This is a genomic window from Bradyrhizobium sp. YCK136 (genome assembly GCF_044570075.1).
Taxonomy (GTDB): Bacteria; Pseudomonadota; Alphaproteobacteria; order Rhizobiales; family Xanthobacteraceae; genus Bradyrhizobium; species Bradyrhizobium diazoefficiens.
This window is the reverse complement of sequence record NZ_CP172424.1, coordinates 9170556-9196505: the sequence shown is the minus strand read 5'-3', so window position 1 is coordinate 9196505 and position 25950 is coordinate 9170556. Positions and strand designations below refer to the sequence as shown.

The 25950-nt window shown below is 65.7% G+C and carries 25 protein-coding genes; 16 read left to right on the top strand and 9 right to left on the bottom strand.

From position 1 onward, the window contains the following. Positions 1–3: 3 nt before the first annotated feature. The 5 genes from ACFLEY_RS44550 (at position 4) to ACFLEY_RS44530 (ending at position 3352) form a co-directional block, all read left to right on the top strand. Positions 4–648 carry a cytochrome c oxidase assembly protein gene (locus tag ACFLEY_RS44550; protein WP_011083993.1) on the top strand — a complete coding sequence of 215 codons (645 nt, stop codon included), beginning with the start codon at positions 4–6 and terminating at the stop codon, positions 646–648. A 77-nt stretch (positions 649–725) separates the two neighbouring features. Then, complete coding sequence (locus ACFLEY_RS44545) at positions 726–1622, top strand: cytochrome c oxidase subunit 3 (protein ID WP_011083994.1); 897 nt, start codon at positions 726–728, stop codon at positions 1620–1622. Between the two features lie 97 nt (positions 1623–1719). Next, entirely contained in the window at positions 1720–2121 is a 402-nt protein-coding gene (locus tag ACFLEY_RS44540) for a DUF983 domain-containing protein (RefSeq protein WP_011083995.1), read from the top strand. After that, entirely contained in the window at positions 2118–2870 is a 753-nt protein-coding gene (locus ACFLEY_RS44535; protein WP_060909353.1) for an SURF1 family protein, read from the top strand. Before ACFLEY_RS44540 ends, ACFLEY_RS44535 begins: the two co-directional genes overlap by 4 nt. A gap of 116 nt (positions 2871–2986) precedes the next feature. After that, complete coding sequence (locus tag ACFLEY_RS44530) at positions 2987–3352, top strand: nuclear transport factor 2 family protein (protein WP_028173702.1); 366 nt, start codon at positions 2987–2989, stop codon at positions 3350–3352. On the opposite strand, the gene ACFLEY_RS44525 is transcribed toward ACFLEY_RS44530, so the two are convergent. After that, positions 3349–4689 carry a histidine kinase gene (locus ACFLEY_RS44525; RefSeq protein WP_060909352.1) on the bottom strand — a complete coding sequence of 447 codons (1341 nt, stop codon included), beginning with the start codon at positions 4687–4689 and terminating at the stop codon, positions 3349–3351. The genes ACFLEY_RS44530 and ACFLEY_RS44525 overlap by 4 nt on opposite strands. A gap of 86 nt (positions 4690–4775) precedes the next feature. On the opposite strand from ACFLEY_RS44525, the gene ACFLEY_RS44520 reads away from it, so the two are divergent. From ACFLEY_RS44520 to ACFLEY_RS44500, 5 genes are all read left to right on the top strand, one after another. Beyond that, entirely contained in the window at positions 4776–5420 is a 645-nt protein-coding gene (locus ACFLEY_RS44520; RefSeq protein WP_008139927.1) for a response regulator transcription factor, read from the top strand. A 548-nt stretch (positions 5421–5968) separates the two neighbouring features. Next, positions 5969–7387 (top strand): threonine synthase, encoded by a 1419-nt coding sequence (gene thrC, locus ACFLEY_RS44515; RefSeq protein ID WP_060912768.1) that lies wholly within the window; start codon positions 5969–5971, stop codon positions 7385–7387. Next, positions 7384–8673, top strand: coding sequence for a pitrilysin family protein (locus ACFLEY_RS44510; RefSeq protein WP_011084001.1), 1290 nt, complete (start codon positions 7384–7386; stop codon positions 8671–8673). Before thrC ends, ACFLEY_RS44510 begins: the two co-directional genes overlap by 4 nt. 39 nt (positions 8674–8712) lie before the next feature. After that, positions 8713–9300: a GNAT family N-acetyltransferase gene (locus ACFLEY_RS44505; RefSeq protein ID WP_011084002.1), complete on the top strand. Its 588-nt coding sequence runs from the start codon at positions 8713–8715 to the stop codon at positions 9298–9300. A 133-nt stretch (positions 9301–9433) separates the two neighbouring features. After that, on the top strand, positions 9434–10087 hold the full coding sequence (locus tag ACFLEY_RS44500) for a hypothetical protein (protein ID WP_011084003.1): 654 nt from the start codon (positions 9434–9436) through the stop codon (positions 10085–10087). A 216-nt stretch (positions 10088–10303) separates the two neighbouring features. Here ACFLEY_RS44500 and ACFLEY_RS44495 read toward each other — a convergent pair whose 3' ends face one another. From ACFLEY_RS44495 to ACFLEY_RS44475, 5 genes are all read right to left on the bottom strand, one after another. After that, the gene (locus ACFLEY_RS44495) at positions 10304–10789 is read right to left on the bottom strand and encodes an ATP synthase subunit b 1 (RefSeq protein ID WP_011084004.1); all 486 of its coding nucleotides are present in this window, start codon (positions 10787–10789) and stop codon (positions 10304–10306) included. Positions 10790–10794: 5 nt separating this feature from the next. Then, entirely contained in the window at positions 10795–11358 is a 564-nt protein-coding gene (locus ACFLEY_RS44490; RefSeq protein ID WP_028173699.1) for an ATP synthase subunit b 2, read from the bottom strand. Between the two features lie 62 nt (positions 11359–11420). Continuing rightward, positions 11421–11651 carry a F0F1 ATP synthase subunit C gene (locus ACFLEY_RS44485; RefSeq protein WP_007599451.1) on the bottom strand — a complete coding sequence of 77 codons (231 nt, stop codon included), beginning with the start codon at positions 11649–11651 and terminating at the stop codon, positions 11421–11423. Positions 11652–11704: 53 nt separating this feature from the next. Then, positions 11705–12454, bottom strand: coding sequence for a F0F1 ATP synthase subunit A (locus ACFLEY_RS44480; RefSeq protein WP_011084006.1), 750 nt, complete (start codon positions 12452–12454; stop codon positions 11705–11707). Positions 12455–12565: 111 nt separating this feature from the next. Then, on the bottom strand, positions 12566–12940 hold the full coding sequence (locus ACFLEY_RS44475; RefSeq protein ID WP_028173698.1) for an AtpZ/AtpI family protein: 375 nt from the start codon (positions 12938–12940) through the stop codon (positions 12566–12568). Between the two features lie 359 nt (positions 12941–13299). Here ACFLEY_RS44475 and ACFLEY_RS44470 point away from each other — a divergent pair, with 359 nt between their 5' ends. Both ACFLEY_RS44470 and ACFLEY_RS44465 read left to right on the top strand, forming a co-directional pair. Next, positions 13300–13821, top strand: a complete 522-nt coding sequence (locus tag ACFLEY_RS44470) for a hypothetical protein (RefSeq protein WP_028173697.1) — start codon at positions 13300–13302, stop codon at positions 13819–13821. Positions 13822–13964: 143 nt separating this feature from the next. Further along, positions 13965–14438: a secondary thiamine-phosphate synthase enzyme YjbQ gene (locus ACFLEY_RS44465; protein WP_060909351.1), complete on the top strand. Its 474-nt coding sequence runs from the start codon at positions 13965–13967 to the stop codon at positions 14436–14438. A gap of 63 nt (positions 14439–14501) precedes the next feature. Here the strand turns inward: ACFLEY_RS44465 and ACFLEY_RS44460 are convergent, their stop codons facing one another. Next, complete coding sequence (locus tag ACFLEY_RS44460; protein ID WP_171901154.1) at positions 14502–16127, bottom strand: MFS transporter; 1626 nt, start codon at positions 16125–16127, stop codon at positions 14502–14504. Positions 16128–16472: 345 nt separating this feature from the next. On the opposite strand from ACFLEY_RS44460, the gene ACFLEY_RS44455 reads away from it, so the two are divergent. Then, positions 16473–17144 (top strand): response regulator transcription factor, encoded by a 672-nt coding sequence (locus tag ACFLEY_RS44455; RefSeq protein WP_060909349.1) that lies wholly within the window; start codon positions 16473–16475, stop codon positions 17142–17144. A 5-nt stretch (positions 17145–17149) separates the two neighbouring features. Here ACFLEY_RS44455 and ACFLEY_RS44450 read toward each other — a convergent pair whose 3' ends face one another. Next, complete coding sequence (locus ACFLEY_RS44450; protein ID WP_060909348.1) at positions 17150–19990, bottom strand: winged helix-turn-helix domain-containing protein; 2841 nt, start codon at positions 19988–19990, stop codon at positions 17150–17152. Between the two features lie 199 nt (positions 19991–20189). Between ACFLEY_RS44450 and ACFLEY_RS44445 the strand changes: the two genes are divergently transcribed. The 3 genes from ACFLEY_RS44445 (at position 20190) to ACFLEY_RS44435 (ending at position 22301) form a co-directional block, all read left to right on the top strand. Next, on the top strand, positions 20190–20609 hold the full coding sequence (locus ACFLEY_RS44445) for an organic hydroperoxide resistance protein (protein ID WP_060909347.1): 420 nt from the start codon (positions 20190–20192) through the stop codon (positions 20607–20609). 36 nt (positions 20610–20645) lie between these two features. After that, a complete protein-coding gene (locus ACFLEY_RS44440) occupies positions 20646–21674 on the top strand; it encodes an alpha/beta fold hydrolase (RefSeq protein ID WP_060909346.1) in 1029 nt (342 codons plus the stop codon). Between the two features lie 72 nt (positions 21675–21746). Next, positions 21747–22301 (top strand): cytochrome P460 family protein, encoded by a 555-nt coding sequence (locus ACFLEY_RS44435; RefSeq protein WP_082755635.1) that lies wholly within the window; start codon positions 21747–21749, stop codon positions 22299–22301. A gap of 39 nt (positions 22302–22340) precedes the next feature. Here the strand turns inward: ACFLEY_RS44435 and ACFLEY_RS44430 are convergent, their stop codons facing one another. Then, the gene (locus tag ACFLEY_RS44430; protein WP_060909344.1) at positions 22341–25850 is read right to left on the bottom strand and encodes a PAS domain-containing hybrid sensor histidine kinase/response regulator; all 3510 of its coding nucleotides are present in this window, start codon (positions 25848–25850) and stop codon (positions 22341–22343) included. Positions 25851–25950 lie beyond the last annotated feature (100 nt).

Sequence of the window (25950 nt, the reverse complement as noted above, 5' to 3'; positions counted from 1 at the left end):
AAAATGGATCACGAGCCGACCATATCGCGGGATCAGAGCCGGACGGCCAGGAAAGGCGTCGGTAAGGGCCTCGGTCGTGACGTGCTGGTCGCCTCGATCTGCGGCGGCGTGGTGGCGCTGATGGTCGGCGCCTCCTACGCGGCGGTGCCGTTCTACAACTGGTTCTGCCGCGCCACCGGCTTCAACGGCACGACCCAGGTCGCGACCGCCGCGCCGGCAACCGGTCCGATCGCGCGGAAGATCGCGGTGCGCTTCGATTCCAACGTCGCGCCCGGTCTGCCCTGGAAGTTCGAGCCGGAGCAGAGCGAGATCGAGGTCAATATCGGCCAGGTCACGACCGTCTTCTACACCGTGACCAACCAGGCCGCGCGCACCACTGCCGGCCAGGCCGCCTACAACGTCGCGCCGCTGACGGTCGGGTCCTACTTCCAGAAGATCAACTGCTTCTGCTTCACCGAGCAGACCATGGCGCCCGGTGAGAAGCGCGAGATGCCGGTCGTGTTCTACGTCGATCCGTCGATCGCCGACGACCACGAGAACGACGGGCTCAGCACGATCACGCTGTCCTACACGTTCTACCCGGTGAAGGATCCGGTGGTGAAGCCGCTGGCATCGGGCGAAGGCGACAAACGCAAGGGAAATCTCTGATCTCCGGGCGCGTTCAGGGGATCGGAAATAAGGGGATAAGTGCCGGACAGGCACGGGATTGAGGAGAGAGACCGCAAATGGCTACCGCGCAAGGCAAGCATCACGACTATCACTTGGTCGATCCCTCTCCCTGGCCGGCGGTCGGTTCGCTCTCGGCCTTCATCATGGCGGTCGGCGCGATCGCCTGGATGCACCACATGTTCTCGGCCGCGCCGATCGTGTTCGGCGTCGGCACCGTCGGCGTGCTCTACACCATGGCGAGCTGGTGGGGCGACGTGATCAAGGAAGCCCAGTACAAGGGCGACCATACCCGCGTCGTGCAGCTCCATCACCGCTACGGCATGATTCTGTTCATCGCCTCCGAGGTGATGTTCTTCGTCGCCTGGTTCTGGGCCTATTTCAACGCGGCGCTGTTTCCGGCCGACGCTGTCCACGCCACCCGCGATGCCGTGTTCGGCTGCGGCCTCGGCACCGCGGCCGGCGCCTGCGCGGTCCCCGGCACCTGGCCGCCCCACGGCATCGAGACCTTCGATCCCTGGCATCTGCCGCTCCTGAACACGCTGATCCTGCTCACCTCGGGCACCACGGTGACCTGGGCGCACCATGCGCTGCTCGAGAACGATCGCCAGGGTCTGAAATACGGCCTGATCCTCACCGTCGTGCTCGGCGCGCTCTTCACCTGCGTGCAGGCCTATGAGTACAGCCATGCGGCGTTCTCGTTCGCCGGCAACGTCTATGGCGCGACCTTCTTCATGGCGACCGGTTTCCACGGCTTCCACGTGCTGGTCGGCACCATCTTCCTGCTGGTCTGCCTGTTCCGTGCCTATGCCGGCCACTTCACGCCGAAGCAGCATCTCGGCTTCGAGTTCGCCGCCTGGTACTGGCACTTCGTCGACGTGGTCTGGCTGTTCCTGTTCCTCTGCATCTATGTGTGGGGACACGGCGCCGAGACCATGGCCCACGGCGCGCACTGAGCAGCTTTGGATCGATCAGAAAGGGCGGCCGCAGGGCCGCCCTTTCGCTTTTGCGCCGCCGGAAGTTTCGGTGGAAACTGTGATAGAGTCCGCCATCATGAATGACACCGCCGGTCCACCCAAGTCCGAAACCACCGTCCTGCAAAGCGCGATGCGCGGGCTGGCCTGCAAATGTCCGCGCTGCGGCCAGGGCAAGCTCTATGCGGGCTTCCTGACGCTCGCACCCTCCTGCGACCGCTGCGGCCTCGACTATGCCTTCATCGACACCGGCGATGGCCCGGCGATCTTCATCATCATGCTCGCCGGTGGGATCGTCGTTGCGTGCGCGCTGATCGTCGAGGTCAAGTACCAGCCGCCGTACTGGCTGCATGCCGTGCTGTGGCTGCCGCTGATCCTCGCCACCACGCTCTTGCCACTGCGCGCGATGAAGTCGCTGCTGATCGCGCTGCAATTCCACCACAAGGCAGCGCCGGGCCGGCTGGTCGACCGCGCGAAATGAACGCGACTGCGCGCAAGCCTCGCGTGGCCGGCTTTGCGCTGTTCACGCTTCTCCTGACGGCCGCCTTCGTTGCCCTCGGCGTCTGGCAATTGCAGCGCCGGACCGCCAAGCACGAGCTGATCGCAGCACTCACCGAGCGTCTGGCGGCGGCACCCACTGCGCTGCCGCCGCCCGCACAATGGACTGCGCTCAATCCCGCGCGCGATGAATTCCGCCGTGTCAGCTTCACTGCGACCTACGCCGCCTCGCCCGATGCGATGGTCTATTCGTCCGGCTCGGCCGTACGCAAGGACGCCTCCGGTCCCGGCACCTGGGCCTTCCTGCCGGCGCGGCTTCCGAGCGGCGAGATGGTCGTGATCGATGCCGGCTTCGTCGAGAACACGATGCAGGATCGCAGCGTCGAGGATCGCGCGGTGAAGAAGCTCGTGACCGGGCAGCCGGTCGCGCTCACCGGCTATCTGCGCTTTCCCGAACCGCCGGGCTGGCTGACGCCGGCGGAGAGCCGCGACAAGCGGCTCTGGTTCGTGCGCGATCATGTGGCGATCGCGAGCGCGCTCGGCTGGGGCACGGTTGCGCCGTTCTACATCGATCTGGAGCAGCCCGCGCCCGCGAATGGCATCCCGCGTCCGGGTCCGCTCGACGTGCATCTGAAGGACGATCACCTGCAATACGCCGTCACCTGGTTCGCGCTTGCAGGCGCGGTGCTGATCGCGTTCGGCGTCTGGGTGAGGGGACGTCGCTCGAGCTGAATCTTCCGTAGGTTCCCGGGAGGAACCCGGTATCACCCGGGGTTTACCATTCAGCGCGTATTCACGAGTGTGGTCCTAAGCCGCATGCAAAATTTCGCGGCAGACAGGATTACGGCGTGAGCGATTTCGATCAGATGGGAATTGTCGTCGATTGGGTGGATGCCTGCCGGAAGGGCGACCTCGCGACGCTGCTCGACCTCTATGCGGACGACGCGCAGATCGAATGCACGTGCAACGGCACGCAGCGTTATCGCGGCCGAGACGAGCTCGAAACCTACTGGGGGCCGCGGCTCAGCGCATTCTCGTCGGCCGGCTTCGGTCTCGAGGAGATCCATCCCGTGCCTGATGGCGTCGATCTCGAATATTCCGTCGCAGGCGCGCTGCGCATTCACGCCTCGTTTCGCTTCAGTGCGGAAGGCAAAATCGACAGCACGCTGTGCGCGCCGGCGCGACAGAACGCGCATCACGGCTGCCCGTGCTAGCTTTGCGCCGGCTCGTCGCGCGTCCCCTGCACGGGCAGACGGCAGCGCACATAGGTTCGTTCATCCGCGCGCAGCAATGACAGCGATCCGCTGAGCGCGCGCACGCGCTCGTGCATGCCGGTCAGACCCCGGCCGAACACGTTGCCCTCGAGAAATCCCCCGCCGTCGTCGGAGATCTCGATGGCGAGCGCGTCGCCTGATATGGCCGCCTGCACATGGGCATTGCGTGCTGCGGCATGGCGCAGCACGTTGGTCAGCGCCTCCTGGATCACGCGATAGACGGTCTGGGCCAGCGGCCCGTCGAGCCCGTTGAGACCAGGATCGACCGTGGCGGTCAGGCCGATATGCGGGGCCTGCTTGCGAAAGTTCCGGAGCAGCGTCTGCACGCTGGTTTCCAGCCCCAATTCCTCGATATAGAGCGGCCGCAGCCGGTCGAGAATGCGGCGGTTGGTCTGCTGGAGCGCTTCGACCGATTGCAGCACCTCCTGCGCCGTATTGCCGAGATGTCCCACCGGCGGCGAAGCCTCGATCAGGGCGATCGTGCCGGCGCGGATGCTGAACAGCAGCGGGCCGAGCTCGTCGTGCAGCTCGCGGGCGAGATCGCGCCGCTCGCCGTCCTGGAGCGACACCAGGCGGTGCAGCAGGTCGCGATTGTCCTGGCTTAGTCGCGCGAGCGTCGCCGCCAGCGCATTGGCCTCCTCGCAGCTCTGCCGGATCTCCGGCGGCCCTGCCACCGGGATCGGCGTCGCATAATCGCCGCGCCGTATTCGCGTGAGGCCTGCGCCCAGATTTTGCAGGGGGCGCAGTGCCGATTCCGCGAACAGATAGGCGATCGTTCCGGTCAGCACCGTCAGCACGGCGATGAGGCTCGTCAGCGCCAGAAAACCGATCCATTTCTCGAACAGGTCGGCCGACAGGTCGGGCAGGAACACGAGATCGCCGACCCGCTTGCCGTCGATGATCAGTGGGGACGCCGCGTCCATGTCCGGGATGATGAGCAGGTCGATGAACCATTGCGGCACGCTATGCGGCTTGCGCGGACCGGCCGTTGGCGAGGGCTCGGGACCCGCTTCGACAGGACGGAATTGGATATCGGAGGAGGTGCCCAAAGAATGGACAAAGGCGTCGAGCGTCTGCCGCGGATTGTCCGAGGCGCGCAGGGTGTTGTTGAGCGCCGCGGCGACCGCTCGGGCCGAATGTCGCCCCAATTCGTTCTCGTCGGCCAGCTGGCCGGTCGCAAAGCTCTGGAGCAGCACGCCGCCCATGACCAGCGCGGCGAGGAAGCTCACGCCGAGCGGAAGAAACAGTTGGGTTCTGAACGACAGGTGTTGCCACATTAGTTCAATTCTAACGCGTCCCGGCGGATTTCTCTCTTTCCATTTGTTCCCGCCGGTCTATGAGTTGAAAAACCAGAGAGCGCGCGATGCAAGATACCGCCAAGCCGGCGACCAGGGTCCTGATCGTCGACGACCATCCTGTGGTGCTGTCGGGTTGCCGAACCCTGTTCGCATCCGACCATTCGATCCGCATCGACGAGGCGACGGACGCCAAATCCGGCCATCGCGCCTATATCAGCAAGCGGCCCGACGTCACGGTGATCGACATCAGCCTGCCGGATGTCTCCGGGTTCGAGCTGATGCGGCGGATCCGCAAGGACGATCCTGATGCCAAGATCATTATGTTCAGCATGAACGACGATCCGGCCTTCGTGGTGCGGGCGGTCGAGCTGGGGGCGCAGGGCTATGTCTCCAAGGGCGATGATCCCCGGATCCTGCTGAAAGCGGTGCGCAAGGTGGTCGCGGGCGACAATTTCATCTCGCCGCAGCTGGCGGAGGCCGTGACGTTCTCCGGTGCCGCGATCAAGGCCAATCCGGCCTCGCAGATGACGCCGCGGGAGCTCGAGATCCTCCGCCTGCTCGGGCGCGGCGACAAGATCGTCGAGGTCGCCGAGGCGCTTGGGATCTCCTACAAGACGGTCGCCAACACCACCTCCCTGCTCAAGCAGAAGTTGGGGGCCAAGAACCATTCCGACCTGATCCGGATTGCGGTGGAAATCGGCATGAACTGACGTCCCGCCAGCGACCGAACCGGCTGCTCCAGGATGCAGCGGTTCGGCCGACGGATCGGCGACTCCGCCGGCCGGGCAATGCGTGGCCGACGGCGGACGCTATCCGCCGACACAATGGACTGCGGCTGCGTTCGTTCCTGCCGCGATCAAGGGTTCAGGAAGAAATGGCAAAGCCGGCCTTGTGGCCAGTATGCGGACGGGTATGCGGCGTTCATACGCGTCGGGAAAAACAGGAACATTTGTCGTCGCGCCCGGTTTTCGCCCTTGACGGTCTGAGGACAGGCGACGAAAGCTTGCGCGAGCAGTTTTAGCGGGCAGGCGCCCCGGACGAGCCAAACCGGTCTGCACATATCAACGACAGACCTTCCAAGAGAGGGCTGCGGCATTGCCGCAGCCCTTTTCGTTGCAAAGGGTGCGGGCGGGAAGCGGTTTCCCGATGCCGCAAAACACTTTATGGTGGCCCAAAGCCTCTGGCTGTTAATCAGGAATATCGTGAAATCAAAGGCTTACGGATCAAGCTTCGGCTTGGCCGGCCTTTGGAGGGCAGTTTGACTCGTTATATCTCGACCCGGGGCGAGGCCCCCGAACTCGGCTTCTGCGACGTGATGCTGACCGGGCTTGCCCGCGACGGTGGCCTGTATGTGCCGGCGACATGGCCGCAGCTCTCGGCTGACACGATCGCCGGCTTCTTCGGCCGCCCGTATTGGGAGGTCGCCGTCGACGTGATCCGTCCCTTCGCCGGAGGCGAGATCACGGACGCCGAGCTCGGCCGGATGGCGAACGAGGCCTACGCCACCTTCCGCCATCCCGCGGTGGTGCCGCTGCGCCAGATGTCGCCGCACCAGTTCGTGCTGGAGCTGTTCCACGGCCCGACGCTCGCCTTCAAGGACGTGGCGATGCAGCTCATCTCGCGGCTGATGGACCATGTGCTCGCCAAGCGCGGCCAGCGCACCACCATCGTGGTCGCAACCTCCGGTGATACCGGCGGCGCTGCGGTCGAAGCCTTCGCGGGGCTGGAGAACGTCGATCTCATCGTACTGTTCCCGCACGGCCGCATCTCCGAGGTGCAGCGGCGGATGATGACGACGACGGGCGCGGCCAACGTGCATGCGCTCGCCATCGAAGGCACGTTCGACGACTGCCAGGCCCTCGTGAAGGGAATGTTCAACAACCATCGCTTCCGCGATGCGACCTCGCTGTCCGGCGTCAATTCCATCAACTGGGCGCGTATCGTTGCCCAGGTGGTCTATTACTTCACCTCCGCCGTTGCCGCCGGCGCGCCGGCGCGCGCGGTGGACTTCGTCGTGCCGACCGGCAATTTCGGCGACATCTTTGCCGGCTACGTCGCCAAGCGCATGGGTTTGCCGGTGCGGACCCTGCGCATCGCCGCCAACGTCAACGACATCCTGGCGCGGACGCTGAAGACCGGCATCTACGAGGTGCGCGAGGTGCACGCCACGGCGTCGCCGTCGATGGACATCCAGATCTCCTCGAACTTCGAGCGGCTGCTGTTCGAAGCCGGCCGGCGCGATGCGGCCGGTGTGCGCCGTCTCATGGATTCGCTGAAGCAGTCCGGGCGCTTCGTGCTGCCCGATGCGACGCTCGCCGCGATCCGCGAGGAGTTCGACGCCGGGCGCGCCGACGAGACCGAAACCGAGGCCGCGATCCGCGCCGCCTGGCGTGAGGCGGGCGAGCTGGTCGATCCCCATACTGCGGTCGCGCTCGCGGTTGCCGATCGCGACACCACCGACACCACGGTGCCCAGCATCGTGCTCTCCACCGCGCATCCGGCCAAATTCCCCGACGCGGTCGAAGCGGCCTGCGGCCAGCGGCCGCAACTGCCGGCCTGGCTCGACGGCCTCATGACCAAATCCGAACACATGAAGGTGATGAAGAACGATCAGGCCGAGGTCGAGCGGTTCGTGCTGTCGGTCAGCCGTGCCGCAAAACAGGGAGTTGCCGGATGAGCGTCGAGATCTCCAAGCTTGCGTCCGGCCTCACCGTCGTCACCGACAAGATGCCCCATCTCGAGACTGCGGCGCTCGGGGTCTGGGCCGGCGTCGGCGGACGCGACGAGAAGCCCAACGAGCACGGCATCTCGCATCTCCTCGAGCACATGGCGTTCAAGGGCACGACCAAGCGCTCCTCGCGCGAGATCGTCGAGGAGATCGAGGCTGTCGGCGGCGACCTCAATGCCGGCACCTCGACCGAGACCACGTCCTATTATGCGCGGGTGCTGAAGGCCGACGTGCCGCTGGCGCTCGACGTGCTCGCCGACATCCTGGCCAATCCCGCCTTCGAGCCCGACGAGCTGGAGCGCGAGAAGAACGTCATCGTGCAGGAGATCGGTGCCGCGCAGGACACGCCCGACGACGTCGTGTTCGAGCATCTCAACGAGCTCTGCTATCCCGACCAGCCGATGGGCCGCTCGCTGCTCGGCACCGCCAAGACGCTGCGCGCCTTCAACCGCGACATGCTGCGCGGCTATCTGTCGACGCATTATCGCGGGCCCGACATGGTGGTGGCGGCCGCCGGCGCGGTCGATCACAGCCAGGTGGTCGCCGAGGCCGAGAAGCGCTTTGCAAGCTTTGAAGGAACGCCGGGCCCGAAGCCGCAGGCCGCCCAGTTCGGCAAGGGCGGCGCTAAGGTCGTGCATCGCGAGCTCGAGCAGGCGCATCTGACGCTGGCGCTGGAAGGTGTGCCGCAGAACGATCTGTCGCTGTTCTCGCTCCAGGTCTTCACCAACATCCTCGGCGGCGGAATGTCGTCGCGGCTGTTCCAGGAGGTGCGCGAGAAGCGCGGCCTCTGCTACTCGATCTACAGCTTCCACGCGCCCTATACCGATACCGGCTTCTTCGGCCTCTACACCGGTACCGATCCGGCCGATGCGCCGGAGATGATGGAAGTCGTGGTCGACGTCATGAATGATTCGGTGGAGACCCTGACCGAGGCCGAGATTGCACGGGCCAAGGCGCAGATGAAGGCGGGCCTCCTGATGGCGCTGGAGAGCTGCTCCTCCCGTGCCGAGCAGCTCGCCCGCCACGTCCTGGCCTATGGCCGGCCGCAGACGGTGCAGGAGCTGGTGGCCCGGATCGACGCCGTCAGCGTCGAATCGACCCGGGACGCGGCGCGTGCACTGCTTTCGCGCAGCCGCCCTGCGGTTGTCGCATTAGGCAGTGGCAGGGGTCTGGACACGGCGGTGTCTTTTGCGGAAGGATTGACCCGGGCACGTGCCAAGGCGCGACTGCATTAGGAGCCGCGCGTGGGCTGATCCGCCCCGGGAAGCATCACCATGGCCCTCTTTCGCCTGCCATCCAGTGGACCCGCCGCCCTCGCGCCGCGCGGCAACGGGCTTTTGCTGCGTGCACCGCAGATGTCGGACTTCCTGCAGTGGGCTCACTTGCGCGAGTCCAGCCGCGATTACCTGACGCCCTGGGAGCCGATCTGGCCGTCCGACGATCTGACGCGCTCCGGCTTTCGCCGCCGCCTGCGCCGCTATTCCGAGGATATCGCCGCGGACCGCTCCTACCCCTTTCTGATCTTCCGTGAGCTCGACGGCGCCATGGTCGGCGGCATAACGCTCGCCAATGTCCGGCGCGGAATCGTCCAGGCCGGCACCATCGGCTATTGGGTCGGTCAGCCCCACGCCCATCGCGGCTACATGACGGCTGCGCTGCGGGTGCTGCTGCCGACGCTGTTCGGCGAACTCAACCTGCACCGGGTCGAGGCCGCCTGCATCCCCACCAATGCACCGTCGATCCGGGTGCTGGAGAAGTGCGGCTTCTCCCGGGAAGGGCTGGCGCGCCGCTATCTCTGCATCAACGGGGTCTGGCAGGACCATTTGCTGTTCGGTCTGCTGCACGAGGATTTCCGCGGCTGAGCCGGTCGGTTCGTACGGCCAAAGTCTCCGGCGTCCTGCCTTTTTTGCTGCCTTGGGTTCGCCGATTTTGGCGATATAACGCGGCGGGAAGGCTGGCGATCGGCCGGATTGTTGTCATGGAGTATGGGCGTTGATGGTGCACGAGCTTCGGTCATCGCGGAATGCGTTGCGGCGGGGGACAGCGGTCGCGCTGGCGTTGTCGGTTGCGTTCGCGTCCGTCTCGCCGGTGGCGGCCCAGTCGTTGAGCGACCGCTTCAAGAGCCTGTTCGGCGGGAAGTCCGACGAGCCGGCCCAGCCCAAGCCGGCGCCTGCGCCCGGACAGCCGGCCGACGACGATGTCGATTGCCCGCAGGTCACGGTGCGCGCCGGCGCCTCTACCTATGCGGTCGGAGCCACCGGCAAGCCGGCCGTCGGCAATGAGGTCCGCTTCCAGGCCACCATCACCAAGATGGCGCGTGAATGCGTCCGCAACGGCGGCGACATCACGGCCCGGATCGGCGTCCAGGGCCGCGTCATCGCCGGTCCCGCCGGCGCGCCTGCTAGCGTCGAGGTTCCGCTGCGCGTCGCGGTGGTGCAGGGCGGCGTCGGCGAGAAGGTAATCGCCTCGAAGGCCTATCGGACCACGGTCGGGATGTCGGAAGGCGGCAGCGTGCCCTTCACCTTCGTCGCCGAAGATCTGTCCTATCCGATCCCGTCGGCCGCGACCGCCGATTCCTACGTCTTCTACGTCGGCTTCGACCCGCAGGCGCTGTCGCCCGAGCCGAAGGCAAAGCCGAAGAAGAAGTAGGGTCTCGATCTCGGCTGGCACCGCAATTTCAGCTGCCATCACCCGCGGAAGCGGGTGATCCAGTATTCCAGAGACGTCAGCGGTCTACGGAAGGGCCGCGGCGTACTGGATGCCCCGCCTTCGCGGGGCATGACATCCAATTTGCGGCCACGGCGCCGACAAACAAAAAAGCCGGCGCTCATCGCGCCGGCTTTTTGATTGATGAGGCGTTCGCGCTCAGTTCAGCTTCTGCCGAACCTCGCTGATGCTCTTGGCGAGCAGGTCGTCGGCGACCTGGCCCTTGACCGACTGCGACAGGATCGTGGAGGCGGCCTGGACGGCGGCTTCCGCGGCTGCGGCACGGACATCGGCCACCGCCTGGGCCTCGGCGAGCGCGATCTTGCTCTCCGCGGTCTTGGTTCTGCGGGCCACGAAGTCTTCCATCTTCGCCTTGGCCTCGGTCGCGATGCGCTCGGCTTCGACCTTGGCGTTGGCGATGATGTCGGCAGCCTCGCGCTCGGCCGTGGCACTGCGCGCCTTGTAGTCGGCGAGCACCTTGGCCGCCTCCTGCTTGAGGCGCGTCGCGTCGTCGAGCTCGGCCTTGATGCGCGCGGCGCGATGGTCGAGCGCGGTCATCGCAGACTTGAAGACCCCGAGATAGCCGAACACGACCATCAGGATCACGAAGGCGATGGCGACCCAGGTTTCAGGATCGAAGAACATCTCGATTAACCTTTCAGGGACGCATCGACCGCGGCATTCACTGACGCGGCATCGGGAACGACGCCGGTGAGCTGCTGCACGATCTGGCCTGCCGCATCGGCCGCGATGCCGCGGACGTTGCTCATGGCGGCTGTGCGGGTCGAGGCGATGGTCTTCTCCGCCCCGGCGAGCTTGGCCGCCAGCTGCTCTTCCAGGGCCTTGCGCTCGGCTTCCGCCTGCGCATTCGCCTTGTCGCGGGATTCATTGCCGATCGCCTGCGCCCGCGAACGCGCCGAAGCGAGTTCGCTTTCATAGGCCTTCAGCGCCGCGTCGGACTGGTCCCTCAGCGTCTGCGCCTCGGCGAGGTCACCCTCGATCTTGTTCTGACGCGCTTCGATCGCCCCGCCAACCTTCGGCAGAGCGAGCTTGGACACGATCACGTAAAGCACGACGAAGAAGATCGCGAGCGACACCAGCTGCGAAGCATAAGTGCTGCTCTCGAACGGCGGAAAGCCACCACCGTGACCGCCTTCGGCCCCGGTGTGGGCGCCCGCCGCTGGACCCTTCGCCCCGCCATGACTCTCAGCCATGGAGTACTCCTGTTGCTGTCATGCGCGCCGCTTCGGTCGAAGCGGCGCGAAGAACGTCGTCCTCAGAGCGGAACGAACAGCAGCAGCAGCGCGATCAGCAGCGAGAAAATGCCGAGCGCTTCGGTCACGGCGAAGCCGAAGATCAGGTTGCCGAACTGGCCCTGAGCGGCCGAGGGGTTGCGAACGGCCGCGGCGAGGTAGTTGCCGAAGATCACGCCCACGCCGACGCCCGCACCGCCCATGCCGATGCATGCGATGCCCGCGCCGATAAGTTTTGCTGCTGCCGGATCCATTTTAGACTCCTTGGAAGAAAGATTGGGTTGCGGGTGGAAATTCCCCGGACCGCTCAGTGTCCCGGATGAATGGCGTCGTTGAGGTAGATGCAGGTCAGGATCGCAAACACATAGGCTTGCAGGAACGCGACCAGAATCTCGAGGGCGTACAGCGCGACCGTGAGCGCCAGCGGCAGCACGCCGCCGACCCAGCCGAGGGCGCCGAGCGAGAAGCCGAGCATGGCGACGAAGCCCGCGAACACCTTCAGCGCGATGTGGCCGGCCAGCATGTTGGCGAAGAGACGGACGCTGTGGGAGACCGGCCGCAGGAAGAACGACAGGATCTCGATGAACATCACCAGCGGCAGGATGTAACCGGGGACGCCGTGGGGCACGAAGATCGAGAAGAATTTCAGGCCGTTCTTGGCAACGCCGTAGATCAGGACCGTGAAGAAGACCAGCAGCGCCAGGGCTGCCGTCACAATCAGATGGCTCGAGATCGTGAAGGTATAGGGAATGATGCCGATCAGGTTCGAGACGCAGATGAACATGAACAGCGAGAAGATCAGCGGGAAGAACTTCATGCCTTCCGAGCCGGCGGTCGAACGGATGGTCGACGCGACGAACTCGTAGGAGATCTCGGCGACCGACTGAAGGCGCCCGGGAACCAGCTGCGCACCGCTGGCAAGCATCAGCAGCGAGATGATCGCCACGGCGATCAGCATGTAGAGCGATGAATTGGTGAAGGCGATCGTCTGATGGCCGATATGGCCGATCGTGAAGAGAGGCTCGATGTTGAACTGGTGGATCGGGTCGATTTTCATCAGCGCGGCATCTCTTGGTCTGCCGGGCAATGCCGGCGGGTCTCGGTCTGCCGGCCGGGCCGGCCCGTACCGGCAAAGCCGGCACGATCATTCCTCTCCTGAGCGGATCGCTTAAGAACCACCGCGCCTGTTTTGACCTGCCCCTGCCGTTCTCACCACATTCACCACGCCGGCGACGAAGCCCAGCAGCAGGAACACGATAAATCCGAAAGGCGACGTCGACAGCAAGCGGTCGAAACCCCAGCCAATCCCCGCTCCGACGACGACCCCGGCGACCAACTCCGAAGATAACCGGAAACCAAGCGCCATCGCCGAGGCTCTGGCCGCTCTGTCTCCATCGTCACCTGCGGGTTGCTCGGTCTTGACGTGGCGGCCGCGAAGTTCGGACAACCGCTGATCAAGATTTCCGAGCCGTTCGGAAAGCGCAGCTTCCTCGGGCGATCTATCGCGATCTCCATTCTCGCCGTGTCCCGTGCCCTGTGTCATGCAACGAAGACCCGAAACGCCGCGGCTGAATGGAAATTACGCCCGCCACCCTCAAAAGCCGCGCGGACCATACTGATGGCCCATAATCAAGTCAAGCCAAGTCACGATTGCGTCGCTTTCTGTTATGTGTCTGATTTATTTGACGATATCGGCGCACGCGGCAGCGCTGCACACAGCGTGACGCCGCACCGCAGCAGCTCCTCTCATGATCGGTGGATGCGGTCGCCATTTCGCCGTGCTGCCGGGATCAAACGGGCGGCCGTAATCGTTGATTCCGGGCGAGTGTTTTTGGCGGCGGATGGCCTTGGCGGGGTGTAGAATTGCAGATGTGCCACCTGCGCGGCGTGGCGGAGAGTGCGATGAGACCAGCGACGTCGTCCACAACATCATGGCTTTCGGCAGCGGCGCTGGCCGCGGTGATGGCCAGCAGCGGCGGTCTCGTTGCCGCGCAATCCGCGCCCGACGGCGAAAACGGCCGCTACAGCATGACGCCGATCCCCGAGGGCGTGCTGCGGCTCGACACCCGCACCGGCACGGTGTCGACCTGCACCAAGAACGGCGCCGGCTGGGCCTGCTACGCGGTGCCCGACGAGCGTGCCGCGCTCGACGCCGAGATCGGCCGGCTCCAGACCGAAGTCGAGAAGCTGAAGGGACAACTCGCGGCGGGACCGACCGTGTCGGGCAAGATCGACGAGGCGCTGCCGAAATCCGACCCGCTCAAGAAAGCCGATCCGAAGGTCGCCGAGGGCGACCGCAAGATCGAGATCCCGCTGCCGAGCGACCAGGACGTCGATCGTGTGATGTCGTTCCTGGAAAAGGCCTGGCGTCGGCTGATCGACATGGCCAACCGCGTGCAGAAGGACGTGTCGGGGAGGATCTGAGTTTGTCGTCCTGGCGAAAGCCAGGACCCATACGGCGCGGCCTCTCGGTTCATTCTCGATGCGAGTTGCCACCTTTTGCCGTCACGCGCATTCGGGGTAATGGGCCCTGGCTTTCGCCGGGACGGCGTTACGAGAGAACCTCCATGACATCAGCCAGATCCGTAACCCGCTCGGCGCCATCCTCGGTGCAAGCCATCCGCATCGCATCGTCGCTGCTCACCGTGCAGACGCAGGGGCGCGGCTTCACGGACCTGACCCGCGAAGTAGCGGCGTTCATTGCCGAGGCCCGCGCGCGCGAGGGGGCGTTGACGCTGTTCATCCGCCACACCTCGGCGTCGCTGACGATCCAGGAAAACGCCGATCCCTCCGTGCTGGTTGATCTCACCACCGCGCTATCCAGGCTCGCGCCGGAGAACGCCGGCTGGACCCACGACACCGAGGGGCCCGACGACATGCCCGGACACATCAAGACCATGCTGACGCAGACCTCGCTTCAGGTCCCGGTCCTGGACGGCAGGCTCGCGCTTGGCACCTGGCAGGCGATCTATCTGATCGAGCATCGCGCCCGCCCGCACCGGCGCGAGGTAGTGCTTCAATTCATCGGCGCCAATCAGTAGGCAGAAAACAAAACCGGCCGCGGAGACCGCGGCCGGTTGGTGTTGGTTGATCGTTGCTTGCGATCAGGTCGCCTTGATGTCGACGTCCTTGGTCTCGGGCAGGAACAGGAAGCCGATCACGACGGTGATGGACGCGAAGATGACCGGATACCAGAGACCCGCGTAGATATCGCCGGTCGAGGCCACGATGGCGAAGGCGGTCGCGGGGAGCAGGCCGCCGAACCAGCCGTTGCCGATGTGGTAGGGCAGCGACATCGAGGTGTAGCGGATGCGGGTCGGGAACAATTCGACCAGCATCGCGGCGATCGGGCCGTACACCATGGTGACGAAGATCACGAGGATGAACAGCAGTCCGATGGTCGCGGCCACCTGCGGACGGAAGATGTCGAACGGATGCGCCATCTTCACGATGCCGGCGTCGCCGGTCTTCGGGTAGCCGGCGGCCTGCACGGCGGCGAGAACCGCAGGATTGCTGTCCTTGGCGTTCGTGTAGGCAACTTCCTTGCCGTTGACCATCACCTTCACGCCGGAGCCGGCCGCACCCGATGTCGTCGAATACTTGACCGACGACTGGGCGAGGAAGGCGCGTGCGGTGTCGCAAGGCGCGGTGAAGACGCGGGTACCGACCGGGTTGAACAGGTCGCCGCAACCCGCGGGATCGGCCACCACCTCGACCTTGGCCTGTTCGATCGCCTTTTCCAGCGCCGGGTTGGCATTGGAGGTGATCATCTTGAAGATCGGGAAGAAGGTCAGTGCCGCGATCAGGCAGCCGCCGAGGATGATCGGCTTGCGGCCGATCTTGTCGGAGAGCATGCCGAACACGATGAAGAAGCCGGTGCCGAGCAGCAGCGACCAGGCGATCAGGAGGTTGGCGGTGTAGCCGTCGACCTTCAGGATCGATTGCAGGAAGAACAGCGCGTAGAACTGGCCGGTGTACCAGACCACGCCCTGGCCCATCACGCCGCCGAGCAGCGCGAGCAGCACCAGCTTGCCGTTCTGCCAGTTGCCGAAGGCTTCCGTCAGCGGCGCCTTCGAACTCTTCCCCTCGTCCTTCATCTTCTGGAAGATCGGCGATTCGTTGAGGCGGAGCCGGATCCAGACCGAGATGCCGAGCAGCAGCACCGAGACCAGGAACGGGATGCGCCAGCCCCAGGCCGCGAAGTCGGCTTCGCCGATCGCGGAGCGGGTGAACAGGATCACCAGCAGCGACAGGAACAGGCCGAGCGTTGCCGTGGTCTGGATGAAGGAGGTGTAGTAGCCGCGCTTGCCGTTGGGGGCATGCTCCGCGACATAGGTCGCCGCACCGCCATATTCACCGCCGAGCGCGAGACCCTGGGCAAGGCGCAGCGCGATCAGGATGATCGGGGCCGCGATGCCGATCGTCGCCGCATTCGGCAGCAGGCCGACGATGAAGGTCGACAGACCCATGATCAGGATGGTGACGAGGAAGGTGTATTTCCGGCCGACGATGTCGCCGATGCGGCCGAACACGATCGCGCCGAACGGGCGCACCAGGAAGCCCGCGGCGAATGCCAGCAGCGCGAAGATATCGCGGGTTGCCGGCGGGTAGGCCGAGAAGAACTGCGCGCCGATAATGCTGGCCAGCGAGCCGTAAAGGTAAAAATCGTACCACTCGAAGACGGTACCCAGCGAGGAGGCGAGAATGACGAACCGTTCGTCCTTCGTCATCCCTCCCACGCCAGCTTGAGACACAGCCATTGTCGACATGTTGAGTCGCTCCCCGAAAAATGCGTTTCCTCGCGCCCCAGACGCCCGGTCATGCCGGATCAACCCAGGTCTTGGCTCCAAGGTAACATCGGCGTGAAACCCGCCCCAATACGACTTTCGGCCTTGCGCGCTGACGCGCGCCTGACGGCGCGGTATCGGGCGCCGCTGCGCAGCCGCGAAGACTTCCGGATTAACCCCTTTGCAGCAAAGGGATAATGTGCACTTGCATGCCACGGCCGGTCAGGGAAGAATTGGCCAGCCGTGGCATCGACTCGCCAGCCGGTAGCGAATGACAGCAAGAGAACGATGAACGCTCCCTCGACCCATCTCGTCATTGCCGATGATCATCCCCTGTTCCGCGATGCGCTGCGGCAGGCGGTGGCGAGCGTCCTGACCTCGGCCAGGATCGACGAGGCCGGATCGTTCGAGGATCTGACCAAGCTGCTGGAGCAGACCTCCGACGTCGACCTGATCCTGCTCGATCTCTCGATGCCCGGGATCTCCGGCTTTTCCGGCCTGATCTATCTGCGCGCGCAATATCCGGCGATCCCGGTGGTGATCGTCTCGGCCTCCGACGACAGCGCCACGATCCGCCGCTCGCTCGATTTCGGCGCTTCCGGTTTCATCCCGAAGCGTTTCGGCGTCGAGACGCTGCGCGACGCCATCCTCAAGGTGATGGAGGGGGACGTCTGGGTTCCCGCCGACACCGACCTGTCGGCCGCCACGGACCCCGACATGACGCGCCTGCGCGACCGCCTGGTGACGCTGACGCCGCAGCAGGTGCGGGTGCTGATGATGCTGTCGGAAGGGCTGCTCAACAAGCAGATCGCCTACGAGCTCGGCGTTTCCGAGGCCACCATCAAGGCGCATGTCTCGGCGATCCTGCAGAAGCTCGGCGTCGAGAGCCGGACGCAGGCGGTGATTGCAGCCGCGAAGATCGCCGGTGGCCAGTGGAAGCAGGGCACGCCGACGGGGTGAGCCCGCTACAGTGTGGCCAGGAGCGCGCTGGCTGCCCTGATATCCACCGTCTCGGAACCTTCGACGAAGCCTTCGAGCGCCGCCTGGAGCAATAGCTTTGCGTCCTCGCGGCCGTGCCGTTCGGCAAGCAGCTGCACAAGATCAATCGCCGCTCGCAGCTCCCAGGCTTTCGCAGCCTTGCCCCGGCTGAGCTCCAGCGACTGCATGAGGCAGGTCTCCGCTTCCCCGGTTTTCGGCTCCGGGAGCGACAGCAACACCTTGGCCCTCATGCGCAGCAATTCGGGCATATAGAGATGATCGCCGCCTTGTTCGACGAGGCGGATCGCATCGTCGACCAGGTGCGCGCTCTGCTCGACCTGCCCCAGTGCCAACAAGCCCTGGACCAGCGCGATGTTGAATGTCGTGGTAAGCAGCTCGTAACCGGCATCGTGAAGCTCGAGCAGGCAGGCCCTTATCGTCTCGACGCCGCCTGCGGCGTCGCCGCGCCGGATCGCCAGCTCGCCTTTGACGCCGCGGCCGACCGAGAGATAAGGGCCCATCGAACGCGAGGTGGCATGCGCGATGAAGTGGTCGATGCTCTCTTCCGCATCGTCGAGCTCGCCGCTCCAGAGATCGATCGAGACCAGCCATATCAGCGCGATGCAGAGCGTGATCGGATGGTCCATCTGCGCGGCCTCGGTGACCGTCCGTCGCGCCAGCTGCCGCGCATCCCCGGGCCGGCCCTGCAGCCAAAGCTCTCGCGCGAGCGAGATGCCGGCCCGGTTGCGGTGATCGAAGCCATGGACCGTGCTGGTCCGTTCGGTACCCGGACCCTGCCAGGCAGCCTCCAGCATGTTCAGTGCGTCGCGGTGCTCGCCGGCCAGATGCAGCGAGACACCCAGGAGCGAATGGGCCAGTCCGATGGACGCGGCATCGCCCAGCGTTTCGGCGACTGTGAGGCTCTGCCGTGCGTAACCAAGCGCGGCATCGAACTGCCCCATCCGCTCGTGGAAGATATGCATGCGGCCGAGCAGCTGAAGCTGGTTCGGCGAGTCGCCGCGCGCCTCCGCGATCGCAAGGCTTCTGCTCAATGCGCCGCGCGCCGCTTCGCTGCCGCCGCGCGTGAACATCAGGGTCAGTCCCAGGGCGGCCTGGATGTGCATTTCCTCGGCGCCGCCGCGCGTGGACGGATCGATAGCAAGCAGCGCCCGTTCCGACCAGCGCCGGCATTCGATCAGCAGTGACATTGCGAGAAAGATGGGAGCTGCCGCAGCGGCGAGCGCAATGCCGATGCATGCATCGCCGTTCGCGCCAAAACACCAGTCCAGCGCGGCGCGCACGTTGTGCAGCGCGGAGAAGTGGACCGCGCGTTCGTCGGCGCTCGGCACCGTCGCCCATGTCGTGCCGGCCTGTTCCAGCCATCGCCGGTAGTAGGTCGCGTGGCGGGCGGCGAGCGCCGCGTCGTCAGGCTCGATTTCGAGCAGATAGGCGCGCGTCGTGTCGAGCAGCCGGTAGCGCATCATGGCGCCGATCGGTCGCGGTGCGACCATCGACTTGGCGACGAGGCTGTCGATGGCGTCGAACAGGCGGGCGCGGTCGACACGGTCGTCCGGCACGACCTCGAGCGCCGCGTCGATGGTGAAATGGCCAGCGAAGACCGCGAGCCTGCGCAGCACGAGGCGCTCGGTGCCGGACAGCAGCCCGTAGCTCCAGTCCAGCGTCGCCTGCAATGTCTTCTGCCGCGGCGGCGCAGTGCGCTGACCTTGCCAGAGCAGATTGAGGCGCTCGTCGAGCAGCGCCGCCGTCTGCTCCAGGCCGTAGGCTTCGACCCGGCCGGCGGCGAGCTCGATCGCCAGGGCCATGCCGTCGAGCCTGCGGCAGATGCCCGCGACGATCGCCGCATTGCCGTCGTCGAGCGCGATCTGCGCGCCGCCGGCGGTCGCCCGTTCGAGGAACAGCTGAAGCGCGGGATAGGTCTGCGCGACGGCCGCCGTCAGTCCGGCATCGTCAGGCGGAACGGCAAGCGGCGCCAATCGATAGACCTGCTCGCCCTCGACGCGCAGGGCTTCGCGGCTCGTGGCCAGGATATGGACATGCGGCGCGGCGTGGAAGATCTCCGCCGCCAGCGGCGCTGCGGCGGCGATGACGTGCTCGCAATTGTCGAGGATCAGCAGCATCCTCTTGTCCCGGAGATGCGCGAGCAGCGCGGGCAGCGGGTCGTCAGTCTGGGCTGGCAGACCCAGCATCAGCAGGATCGAGGTGATCACGAGATCGGGATCGCTGAGCGCGGCAAGATCAACAAAGTGCGCGGCGTCGGCGAAGGTCTCGAGCAGGTCGTGAGCGACCGCCACCGCAACGGCGGTCTTGCCGACGCCGCCCGGGCCGACGATCGTGACGAAATGCGAGGTAATGAGCTTGTCCGAGATGGCCGCGACCACTTCGTCGCGTCCGACCATCCGCTGCAGCCGGTTCGGCAGTTTCACGGGCGGCAGTTCCATACGCGGTGCGGGGCGCCGCTCTGCCGGAACATCCGTTTGCGAGATCGGCGCCACGAAGCAATAGCCGCGGCCGGAGAGCGTGGTGATGTAGCGGGCGCCGTCCTTGCCGTCGCCGAGGACCTTGCGAAGCGCTGCGACATGAAAGCGCAGATTGGCCTCCTCGACGGCCATGCCGGGCCACACCAGCGCAATCAGGTCCCACTTGCTGACGACCTCGTTCGGCCGCGAGATCAGCGCGATCAGCGTGTCGAAGGCTTTCGTGCCGAGCGGCAGCGCGACGCCGTCGCGCGTCACGAGCCTTTCATGCGGTGTCACGGTGAATGGCCCGAACGACAGGGGTCCTGCCGTAGGCGCAGCCGGCTCAGTCATGGCGAGATCTAGGTCCTTGCGAATGGACCGGATAGCCAGATGATTGCGATCCGGCAAGGCCGCTCCCGCATCGGCGTCAGACCGCGCATGCAGGCCTCATCAGGCACGCAGGCGGAGATCTCACAATTTCTCACAAGTCCAAACGGGTGTCCTGCGACAGCCGCTGCTAGTCAGTTGCGCGACGGCAAGGAGACCTTTCATGACGCAAGCGGCGAAACTGCTCTACACGGCCCGAACCCGCACCGGCGGCGGGCGGCAGGACGGCATGTCCCGCAGTTCGGACGGCCGCCTCGATGTGCGGCTCTCTCCGCCGGGCGGCGCCGGCATCGGCACCAACCCCGAACAGTTGTTCGCGGCCGGCTGGTCGGCCTGCTTCGAAGGCGCCATGGAGATCGCGGCGCGCAAGCGGAAGATCACGCTTCCCAGGAAATGCGCAATCGATGCGGAGATCGACCTCCTTCTCGATGAGGGCGCTTACTCCCTCCGGGCGCGCCTCAATGTCAGCCTGCCGGGCCTCGATCGCGAGGTCGCACGCGACATCGTCGATGAGGCGCACCAGACCTGCCCCTATTCCAAGGCCGTCCGCGGCAACATCGATGTCGCGGTCGCGCTGACCTGACGAACCATCTCCGACCATCAACAAGGTAGCACCATCATGAAGCAGCTCATCGACCAGCATCGCCGCAAGTTCTTTGGCGTCGCCGCGGGAACCGTTGCCGTGGGTCTCGGCGTGATCGATCTCGCCCGCGCTGAAACGGAAGCGCCGCGCCCCCTCGCATCGAATGCGTCGTTCGGTACGATCAAGCAGATCGATGCCGGCGTCCTCAATGTCGGCTATGCCGAGGCTGGCCCGTCGAACGGTCCCGTCGCGATCCTGCTGCACGGCTGGCCCTACGACATTCATGCCTTCGTCGATGTCGCGCCGATCCTGGCAAAGGCCGGCTATCGCGTGATCATTCCTTATCTGCGCGGCTACGGCACGACGCACTTCCTCTCCAGCGAGACGCCGCGCAATGGCGAGCCGGCCGCAATGGCCGTCGACATCATCGCGCTGATGGACAAGCTCGACATCAAGAAGGCGGTCGTCGCCGGCTTCGACTGGGGTGCGCGCACCGCCGACATCATCGCCGCGCTGTGGCCGGAGCGCTGCCGCGCGCTGGTGTCGGTCAGCGGCTATCTGATCTCCAGCCAGGCTGCCGGCAGCGCGCCGCTGCCGCCGTCGGCCGAGCTGCAATGGTGGTATCAGTTCTATTTCGCGACCGAGCGCGGCCGCGCCGGATACGAGAAGTACACGCACGATTTCGCAAAACTGATCTGGAAGCTCGCCTCACCGCAGTGGAAGTTCGACGACGCCACCTTCGACCGCAGCGCCGCGGCGCTCGACAACAAGGATCACGTCGCGATCACGATCCACAATTACCGCTGGCGGCTCGGGCTCGCCAAGGGCGAAGCGAAATACGAGGAGCTTGAAAAGAAGCTCGCGGCGGCCCCGCTGATCAGCGTGCCGACGATCACGATGGAAGGCGACGCCAACGGTGCGCCGCACCCCGACCCCAGCGTCTATGCCAAGAAATTCTCCGGCCGGTACGACTATCGCCTGATCACCGGCGGCGTCGGCCACAATCTGCCGCAGGAGGCACCGCAGGCCTTTGCCAAGGCCGTCATCGATGCCGACGGCGCCTGAGGATCCGCCAGCACCTCGGTCCGGCCGGGCCGGACCGAGGTTCATCCGTTGATCCCAGCTTGATGAAACGTCATGACGCCAACTGAACCTGCAAAGAAAAGATTCTCCTTCCCCACGGTGATCGTGCTTGCCGCGCTTCTTCTGGTCGTTCTCCTGACCTGTGTGCCGTACCTCGTCTCGATCGCGCTCGCGGAGGGCCCCGCGACAGCAGATGCCTCGCCGATCTTCGGGGTCACGATTCCCGCGGGCTACAGGCAATGGGAGCTGGTCGCGCCGGCCGAAGAGGCCGCGCCGCTCGACGAGCTTCGCGCGGTCGTCGGCAACCAGGTGGCAGTCGACGCCTATCAAGCCGGAAAGCTTCCGTTCCCGGATGGCACCATTCTGGTCAAGCGCGCCTGGAAGCGGAAACGGTCACCGGAATTCGCGTCCGCGACGATTCCCGGCGCTGCCACCACGATCCAGGTGATGGTCAAGGATTCCAGGAAATATGCCTCAACCGGCGGCTGGGGCTTTGGCCGCTTCGTCAACGGCAAGCCGGTCGACGAGGCCCAGCACCGCACCTGCTTCGCCTGCCACGAGGCTCGCGCCAAGAGCCGCGATTACGTCTTCACGCGGCTTGCGCCGTAAGTTGCGACGGCGTGCCTGGCATTCGCCAACGGGCTTCTCTCACTCCGCCGCCACCATCTGCTGCGTGCGCCACTGGCCGAGCAGGGCGCGCAGCGAGGCCGGCTTCACCGGCTTGTTCAGCACCGCGATCTTCTCGTCGCGCGCCGCCAGCTGCACGGCGGGGCTGCGATCGGCGGTGATCAGGATCGCAGGGATGGCGTCGCCGAAGCGGCGGCGGATGTCGCGGATCGCGGCGATGCCGTTGCCGCGGTCGAGGTGATAGTCGACCAGCAGCCCGGTGACGCGCTTGCCCGCAACTTCGATCGCCGCGATCGCGCCTTCGGGATCGGCGACCGCGATCACCTCGGCGTCCCAGGCCTTCAACAGCGTGCGCATGCCGTCGAGGATCGCCGCATCGTTCTCGATGCAGACGATCAGCGCGCCCGCGATCGGCGTACGCGCCAGCGGCGTCGCGCTGGTCACTGCGGCGGTGAGGGTGATCGCCTTCGCCGTTGGCACCGTCACCGAGAATACCGAGCCACCGCCCACATTGGCGTCGATGGCGATGCCGTGGTTGAGCACGCGCGCCAGCCGTTCGACGATCGACAGGCCAAGGCCGAGGCCGCGCGCGATCCGCGCGCCCTGCTCGAGGCGGTGGAACTCCTTGAAGATCTCGCCGCGCTTGACCGTGGGGATGCCGACGCCGGTGTCGTAGACGCAGATCTTGAGCGAGGCGCCGCGGCGGCGGCAGCCGACCAGCACGCGGCCGCGCGGGGTGTATTTGATCGCGTTGGAGATCAGGTTCTGGAGCAGGCGCCGCAGCAGGAGTCGGTCCGACTCGACCGGCAGCGAGCAGGGCACGAAGGTGAGATCGAGGCCCTTGGCGCGCGCGATCGGTGCGAACTCGATCTCCAGCGAGCGCATCAGATCGGCCATCTTGAAGCTCGAGATCGAGGTCGCCATCGCGCCGGCGTCGAGCCTGGAGATGTCGAGCAGCGCGCCGAGGATCTCCTCGATGGCCTGGAGCGATTCGTCGATGTTCTCGACCAGCCGGGTCTCCTCGCCGCTGTGCTGGCGTTCGACCAGGCTGGTGACATAGAGCCGCGCCGCGTTGAGCGGCTGGAGAATGTCGTGACTGGCGGCGGCGAGGAAGCGTGTCTTGGAGATGCTGGCGTCTTCCGCCGTGCTCTTGGCCAGCGCCAGCTCCGAGTTCAGCCGGGTCAGCTCCTCGGTGCGGTCGCGCACGCGCTTTTCCAGCGTCGCGTTGGCGCGCTCCAGCGCTTCCGCGGCCTCGAAGGTGGGCGTGACGTCGGTGAAGGTGATGACGAAGCCGCTGCCGGGCATGCGGTTGGTGAGCACCTCGATCACCATATGGCGGTCCGGCAGGCGCTCGAGATAGGGCTCGCTGTCGATGGTATAGGCGGCAAGCCGCCGCTCCAGCATGGCCTCGCGCTCGATCGGGTCGGCCGGATTGCTCACGTCCATGAATTCCAGGATTTCGCGAAGCGGCGTGCCGAACTGGATGAAATGCGGGGGAACGTTGAGGAGATCGCCGAACTGCCGGTTGGAGCAGATTAGCTGCAGGTCGGCGTCGAACACCGCGATGCCCTGGCGCACATGGTTGAGCGCGGTCTGCAGGATCTCGCGGTTGAAATGCAGCGCCGCATGGGAATCGTCGAGCAGCTTCAGCGCGGCTTTGGCGGAGACCGTCCGCTTGCGCAGCAGCAGCGACATCACGAGGCGCGAGGACGCAGCTCCGATCGAGGAGGCGATCAGGTGCTCGGCGTGCTGGAGCAGCTCGAAATCGGCGGGCGCTGCCGGCTCGAGCCGCACATTGCGACGGGCCGAGAAGGCCTCGAACGAATGCCGGGCGCGGTCGGGCCCGAGATATTGCGCGACCGTGGTCTGGATGTCCTGCACAGTGACGGTGGTGCGCCAGCGGCGGAAATTCGGGGAGATCGGCGCGAGCGTGTTGGGCACGAACAGATCGGCCTGCACCAGCTCGATGGACGAAGGCCGCCGTGCCAGCGACAGCAGCACATAGGTGAGGATGTTGAGCGACAGCGACCAGATGACGCCATGCATCAGCGGCGGCAGGTCGGCGCCGAACAGCGCCTGCGGCCGCAGCACCTCGATCCCGAACGGGCCGTGCTGGAGCAGCAGGATGCCTGCGGTCGAGGAATCCATGAAGCTCGGAATGAACAGCGTGTAGAGCCACACCGCGAAGCCGACCAGCATGCCGCCGATCGCGCCGCGGGCGGTCGCCCGCCGCCACAGCAGCCCGCCGAAGAAGCTCGGCGCAAGCTGGGCGATGGCGGCAAAGGACAAGAGGCCGATCGCTGCGAGCTGGGTATTTCCGAGCGCGCGGTAGTAGAAATAGGCCATCACCATGATGGCGAAGATCGCGAGCCGCCGCGAGCGCAGCAGGAAGTCGCTGAAATCGGCGCCGCCGGTGCGCCCCTCCGGCCGCCGTTGCAGCACCAGCGGCACCACGAGGTCGTTCGAGACCATGATGGAGAGCGCAACGCATTCGACGATCACCATCGCGGTCGCCGCTGACAGGCCGCCGACGAAGATGGCGACGCTGAGCAGATCTGCGCCGCCCGCCATCGGCAGCGCCAGCACGTACATATCAGGATCGGCCGTGCCGAACGGAAAGCTGACGAGGCCGGCGATCGCGATCGGGATCACGAACAGATTGATGGCGACGAGATAGAGCGGGAACAGCCAGCGCGCGCGGCCGACCTCGGCATCGGAGGAATTCTCCACCACGCTGACATGGAACTGGCGCGGCAGCAGCATGACCGCGCACAGCGACAGCAGCGTCATGGTCAGGAAGTTGCCGATCGACGGCGAGTAGTTGATGGCGCGCACCGCCTCCGGCGTCTTCATCGCGCGCTCGATCAATTCGTGCGGCGAGAACATCCAGAATGTGACGAAGATGCCGGCGGCGAGAAAGGCGACCAGCTTGACGATGGATTCGGTCGCGACCGCCAGCATCAGGCCGTGCTGGTGCTCGGTGGCGTCGGTCTGCCGCGTGCCGAACAGCACGGCGAAGGCCGCCATCGCCAGCGTCACCATCAACGCCATGTCGCCGAGGATCGGGATGTGGGAGAAGGCCTGATCCTCGCTCAGGATCGTCTCCAGCGAGGAGGCGACCGCCTTGAGCTGGAGCGCGATGTAGGGCACCGAGCCGATGATGGCGATCAGCGCCACGGTCGCCGCCACCGCCTGGCTCTTGCCGTAGCGGGCGCCGATGAAGTCGGCGATCGAGGTGATGTTGTGGGCCTTGGCGAGCTGGATCACGCGGCGCAGCACGCCGGCGCCGAGGCCGATCATCAGGATCGGGCCGACATAGATGGCGAGGAAGTCGGTCGAGGTGCGGGTGGCGAAGCCAACCGAGCCGAAGAAGGTCCAGGAGGTGCAGTAGATCGCCAGCGACAGCGGATAGATCAGCCCGGAGGCGCGGCCTGGCCCGGCCGGCGAGCGGCGGTCGCCGTGGCTCGCCACCAGGAACAGGAAGCCGATATAGCCAAAGGCGGCGGCAATCACGCCCCAGTCGTGCAGCATGGCGAGCGTGCTTCTCCCTGGGCGCGACGGCGCCCGGTCTCATTTTCCCTGCAAATCTAGCGCGTTGGGTGGGCGCAAGCGACAGCGAAATGCCGTGCCG

Bases quoted from the DNA above. Each gene is read 5' to 3' on its own strand.
- ACFLEY_RS44550 (WP_011083993.1), top strand. From the start codon at position 4: ATGGATCACGAGCCGACCATATCGCGGGATCAGAGCCGGACGGCCAGG.
- ACFLEY_RS44545 (WP_011083994.1), top strand. From the start codon at position 726: ATGGCTACCGCGCAAGGCAAGCATCACGACTATCACTTGGTCGATCCC.
- ACFLEY_RS44540 (WP_011083995.1), top strand. From the start codon at position 1,720: ATGAATGACACCGCCGGTCCACCCAAGTCCGAAACCACCGTCCTGCAA.
- ACFLEY_RS44535 (WP_060909353.1), top strand. From the start codon at position 2,118: ATGAACGCGACTGCGCGCAAGCCTCGCGTGGCCGGCTTTGCGCTGTTC.
- ACFLEY_RS44525 (WP_060909352.1), bottom strand. From the start codon at position 4,689: ATGTGGCAACACCTGTCGTTCAGAACCCAACTGTTTCTTCCGCTCGGC.
- ACFLEY_RS44520 (WP_008139927.1), top strand. From the start codon at position 4,776: ATGCAAGATACCGCCAAGCCGGCGACCAGGGTCCTGATCGTCGACGAC.
- ACFLEY_RS44510 (WP_011084001.1), top strand. From the start codon at position 7,384: ATGAGCGTCGAGATCTCCAAGCTTGCGTCCGGCCTCACCGTCGTCACC.
- ACFLEY_RS44505 (WP_011084002.1), top strand. From the start codon at position 8,713: ATGGCCCTCTTTCGCCTGCCATCCAGTGGACCCGCCGCCCTCGCGCCG.
- ACFLEY_RS44500 (WP_011084003.1), top strand. From the start codon at position 9,434: ATGGTGCACGAGCTTCGGTCATCGCGGAATGCGTTGCGGCGGGGGACA.
- ACFLEY_RS44495 (WP_011084004.1), bottom strand. From the start codon at position 10,789: ATGTTCTTCGATCCTGAAACCTGGGTCGCCATCGCCTTCGTGATCCTG.
- ACFLEY_RS44490 (WP_028173699.1), bottom strand. From the start codon at position 11,358: ATGGCTGAGAGTCATGGCGGGGCGAAGGGTCCAGCGGCGGGCGCCCAC.
- ACFLEY_RS44485 (WP_007599451.1), bottom strand. From the start codon at position 11,651: ATGGATCCGGCAGCAGCAAAACTTATCGGCGCGGGCATCGCATGCATC.
- ACFLEY_RS44480 (WP_011084006.1), bottom strand. From the start codon at position 12,454: ATGAAAATCGACCCGATCCACCAGTTCAACATCGAGCCTCTCTTCACG.
- ACFLEY_RS44475 (WP_028173698.1), bottom strand. From the start codon at position 12,940: ATGACACAGGGCACGGGACACGGCGAGAATGGAGATCGCGATAGATCG.
- ACFLEY_RS44470 (WP_028173697.1), top strand. From the start codon at position 13,300: ATGAGACCAGCGACGTCGTCCACAACATCATGGCTTTCGGCAGCGGCG.
- ACFLEY_RS44465 (WP_060909351.1), top strand. From the start codon at position 13,965: ATGACATCAGCCAGATCCGTAACCCGCTCGGCGCCATCCTCGGTGCAA.
- ACFLEY_RS44460 (WP_171901154.1), bottom strand. From the start codon at position 16,127: ATGACGAAGGACGAACGGTTCGTCATTCTCGCCTCCTCGCTGGGTACC.
- ACFLEY_RS44455 (WP_060909349.1), top strand. From the start codon at position 16,473: ATGAACGCTCCCTCGACCCATCTCGTCATTGCCGATGATCATCCCCTG.
- ACFLEY_RS44450 (WP_060909348.1), bottom strand. From the start codon at position 19,990: ATGACTGAGCCGGCTGCGCCTACGGCAGGACCCCTGTCGTTCGGGCCA.
- ACFLEY_RS44445 (WP_060909347.1), top strand. From the start codon at position 20,190: ATGACGCAAGCGGCGAAACTGCTCTACACGGCCCGAACCCGCACCGGC.
- ACFLEY_RS44440 (WP_060909346.1), top strand. From the start codon at position 20,646: ATGAAGCAGCTCATCGACCAGCATCGCCGCAAGTTCTTTGGCGTCGCC.
- ACFLEY_RS44435 (WP_082755635.1), top strand. From the start codon at position 21,747: ATGACGCCAACTGAACCTGCAAAGAAAAGATTCTCCTTCCCCACGGTG.
- ACFLEY_RS44430 (WP_060909344.1), bottom strand. From the start codon at position 25,850: ATGCTGCACGACTGGGGCGTGATTGCCGCCGCCTTTGGCTATATCGGC.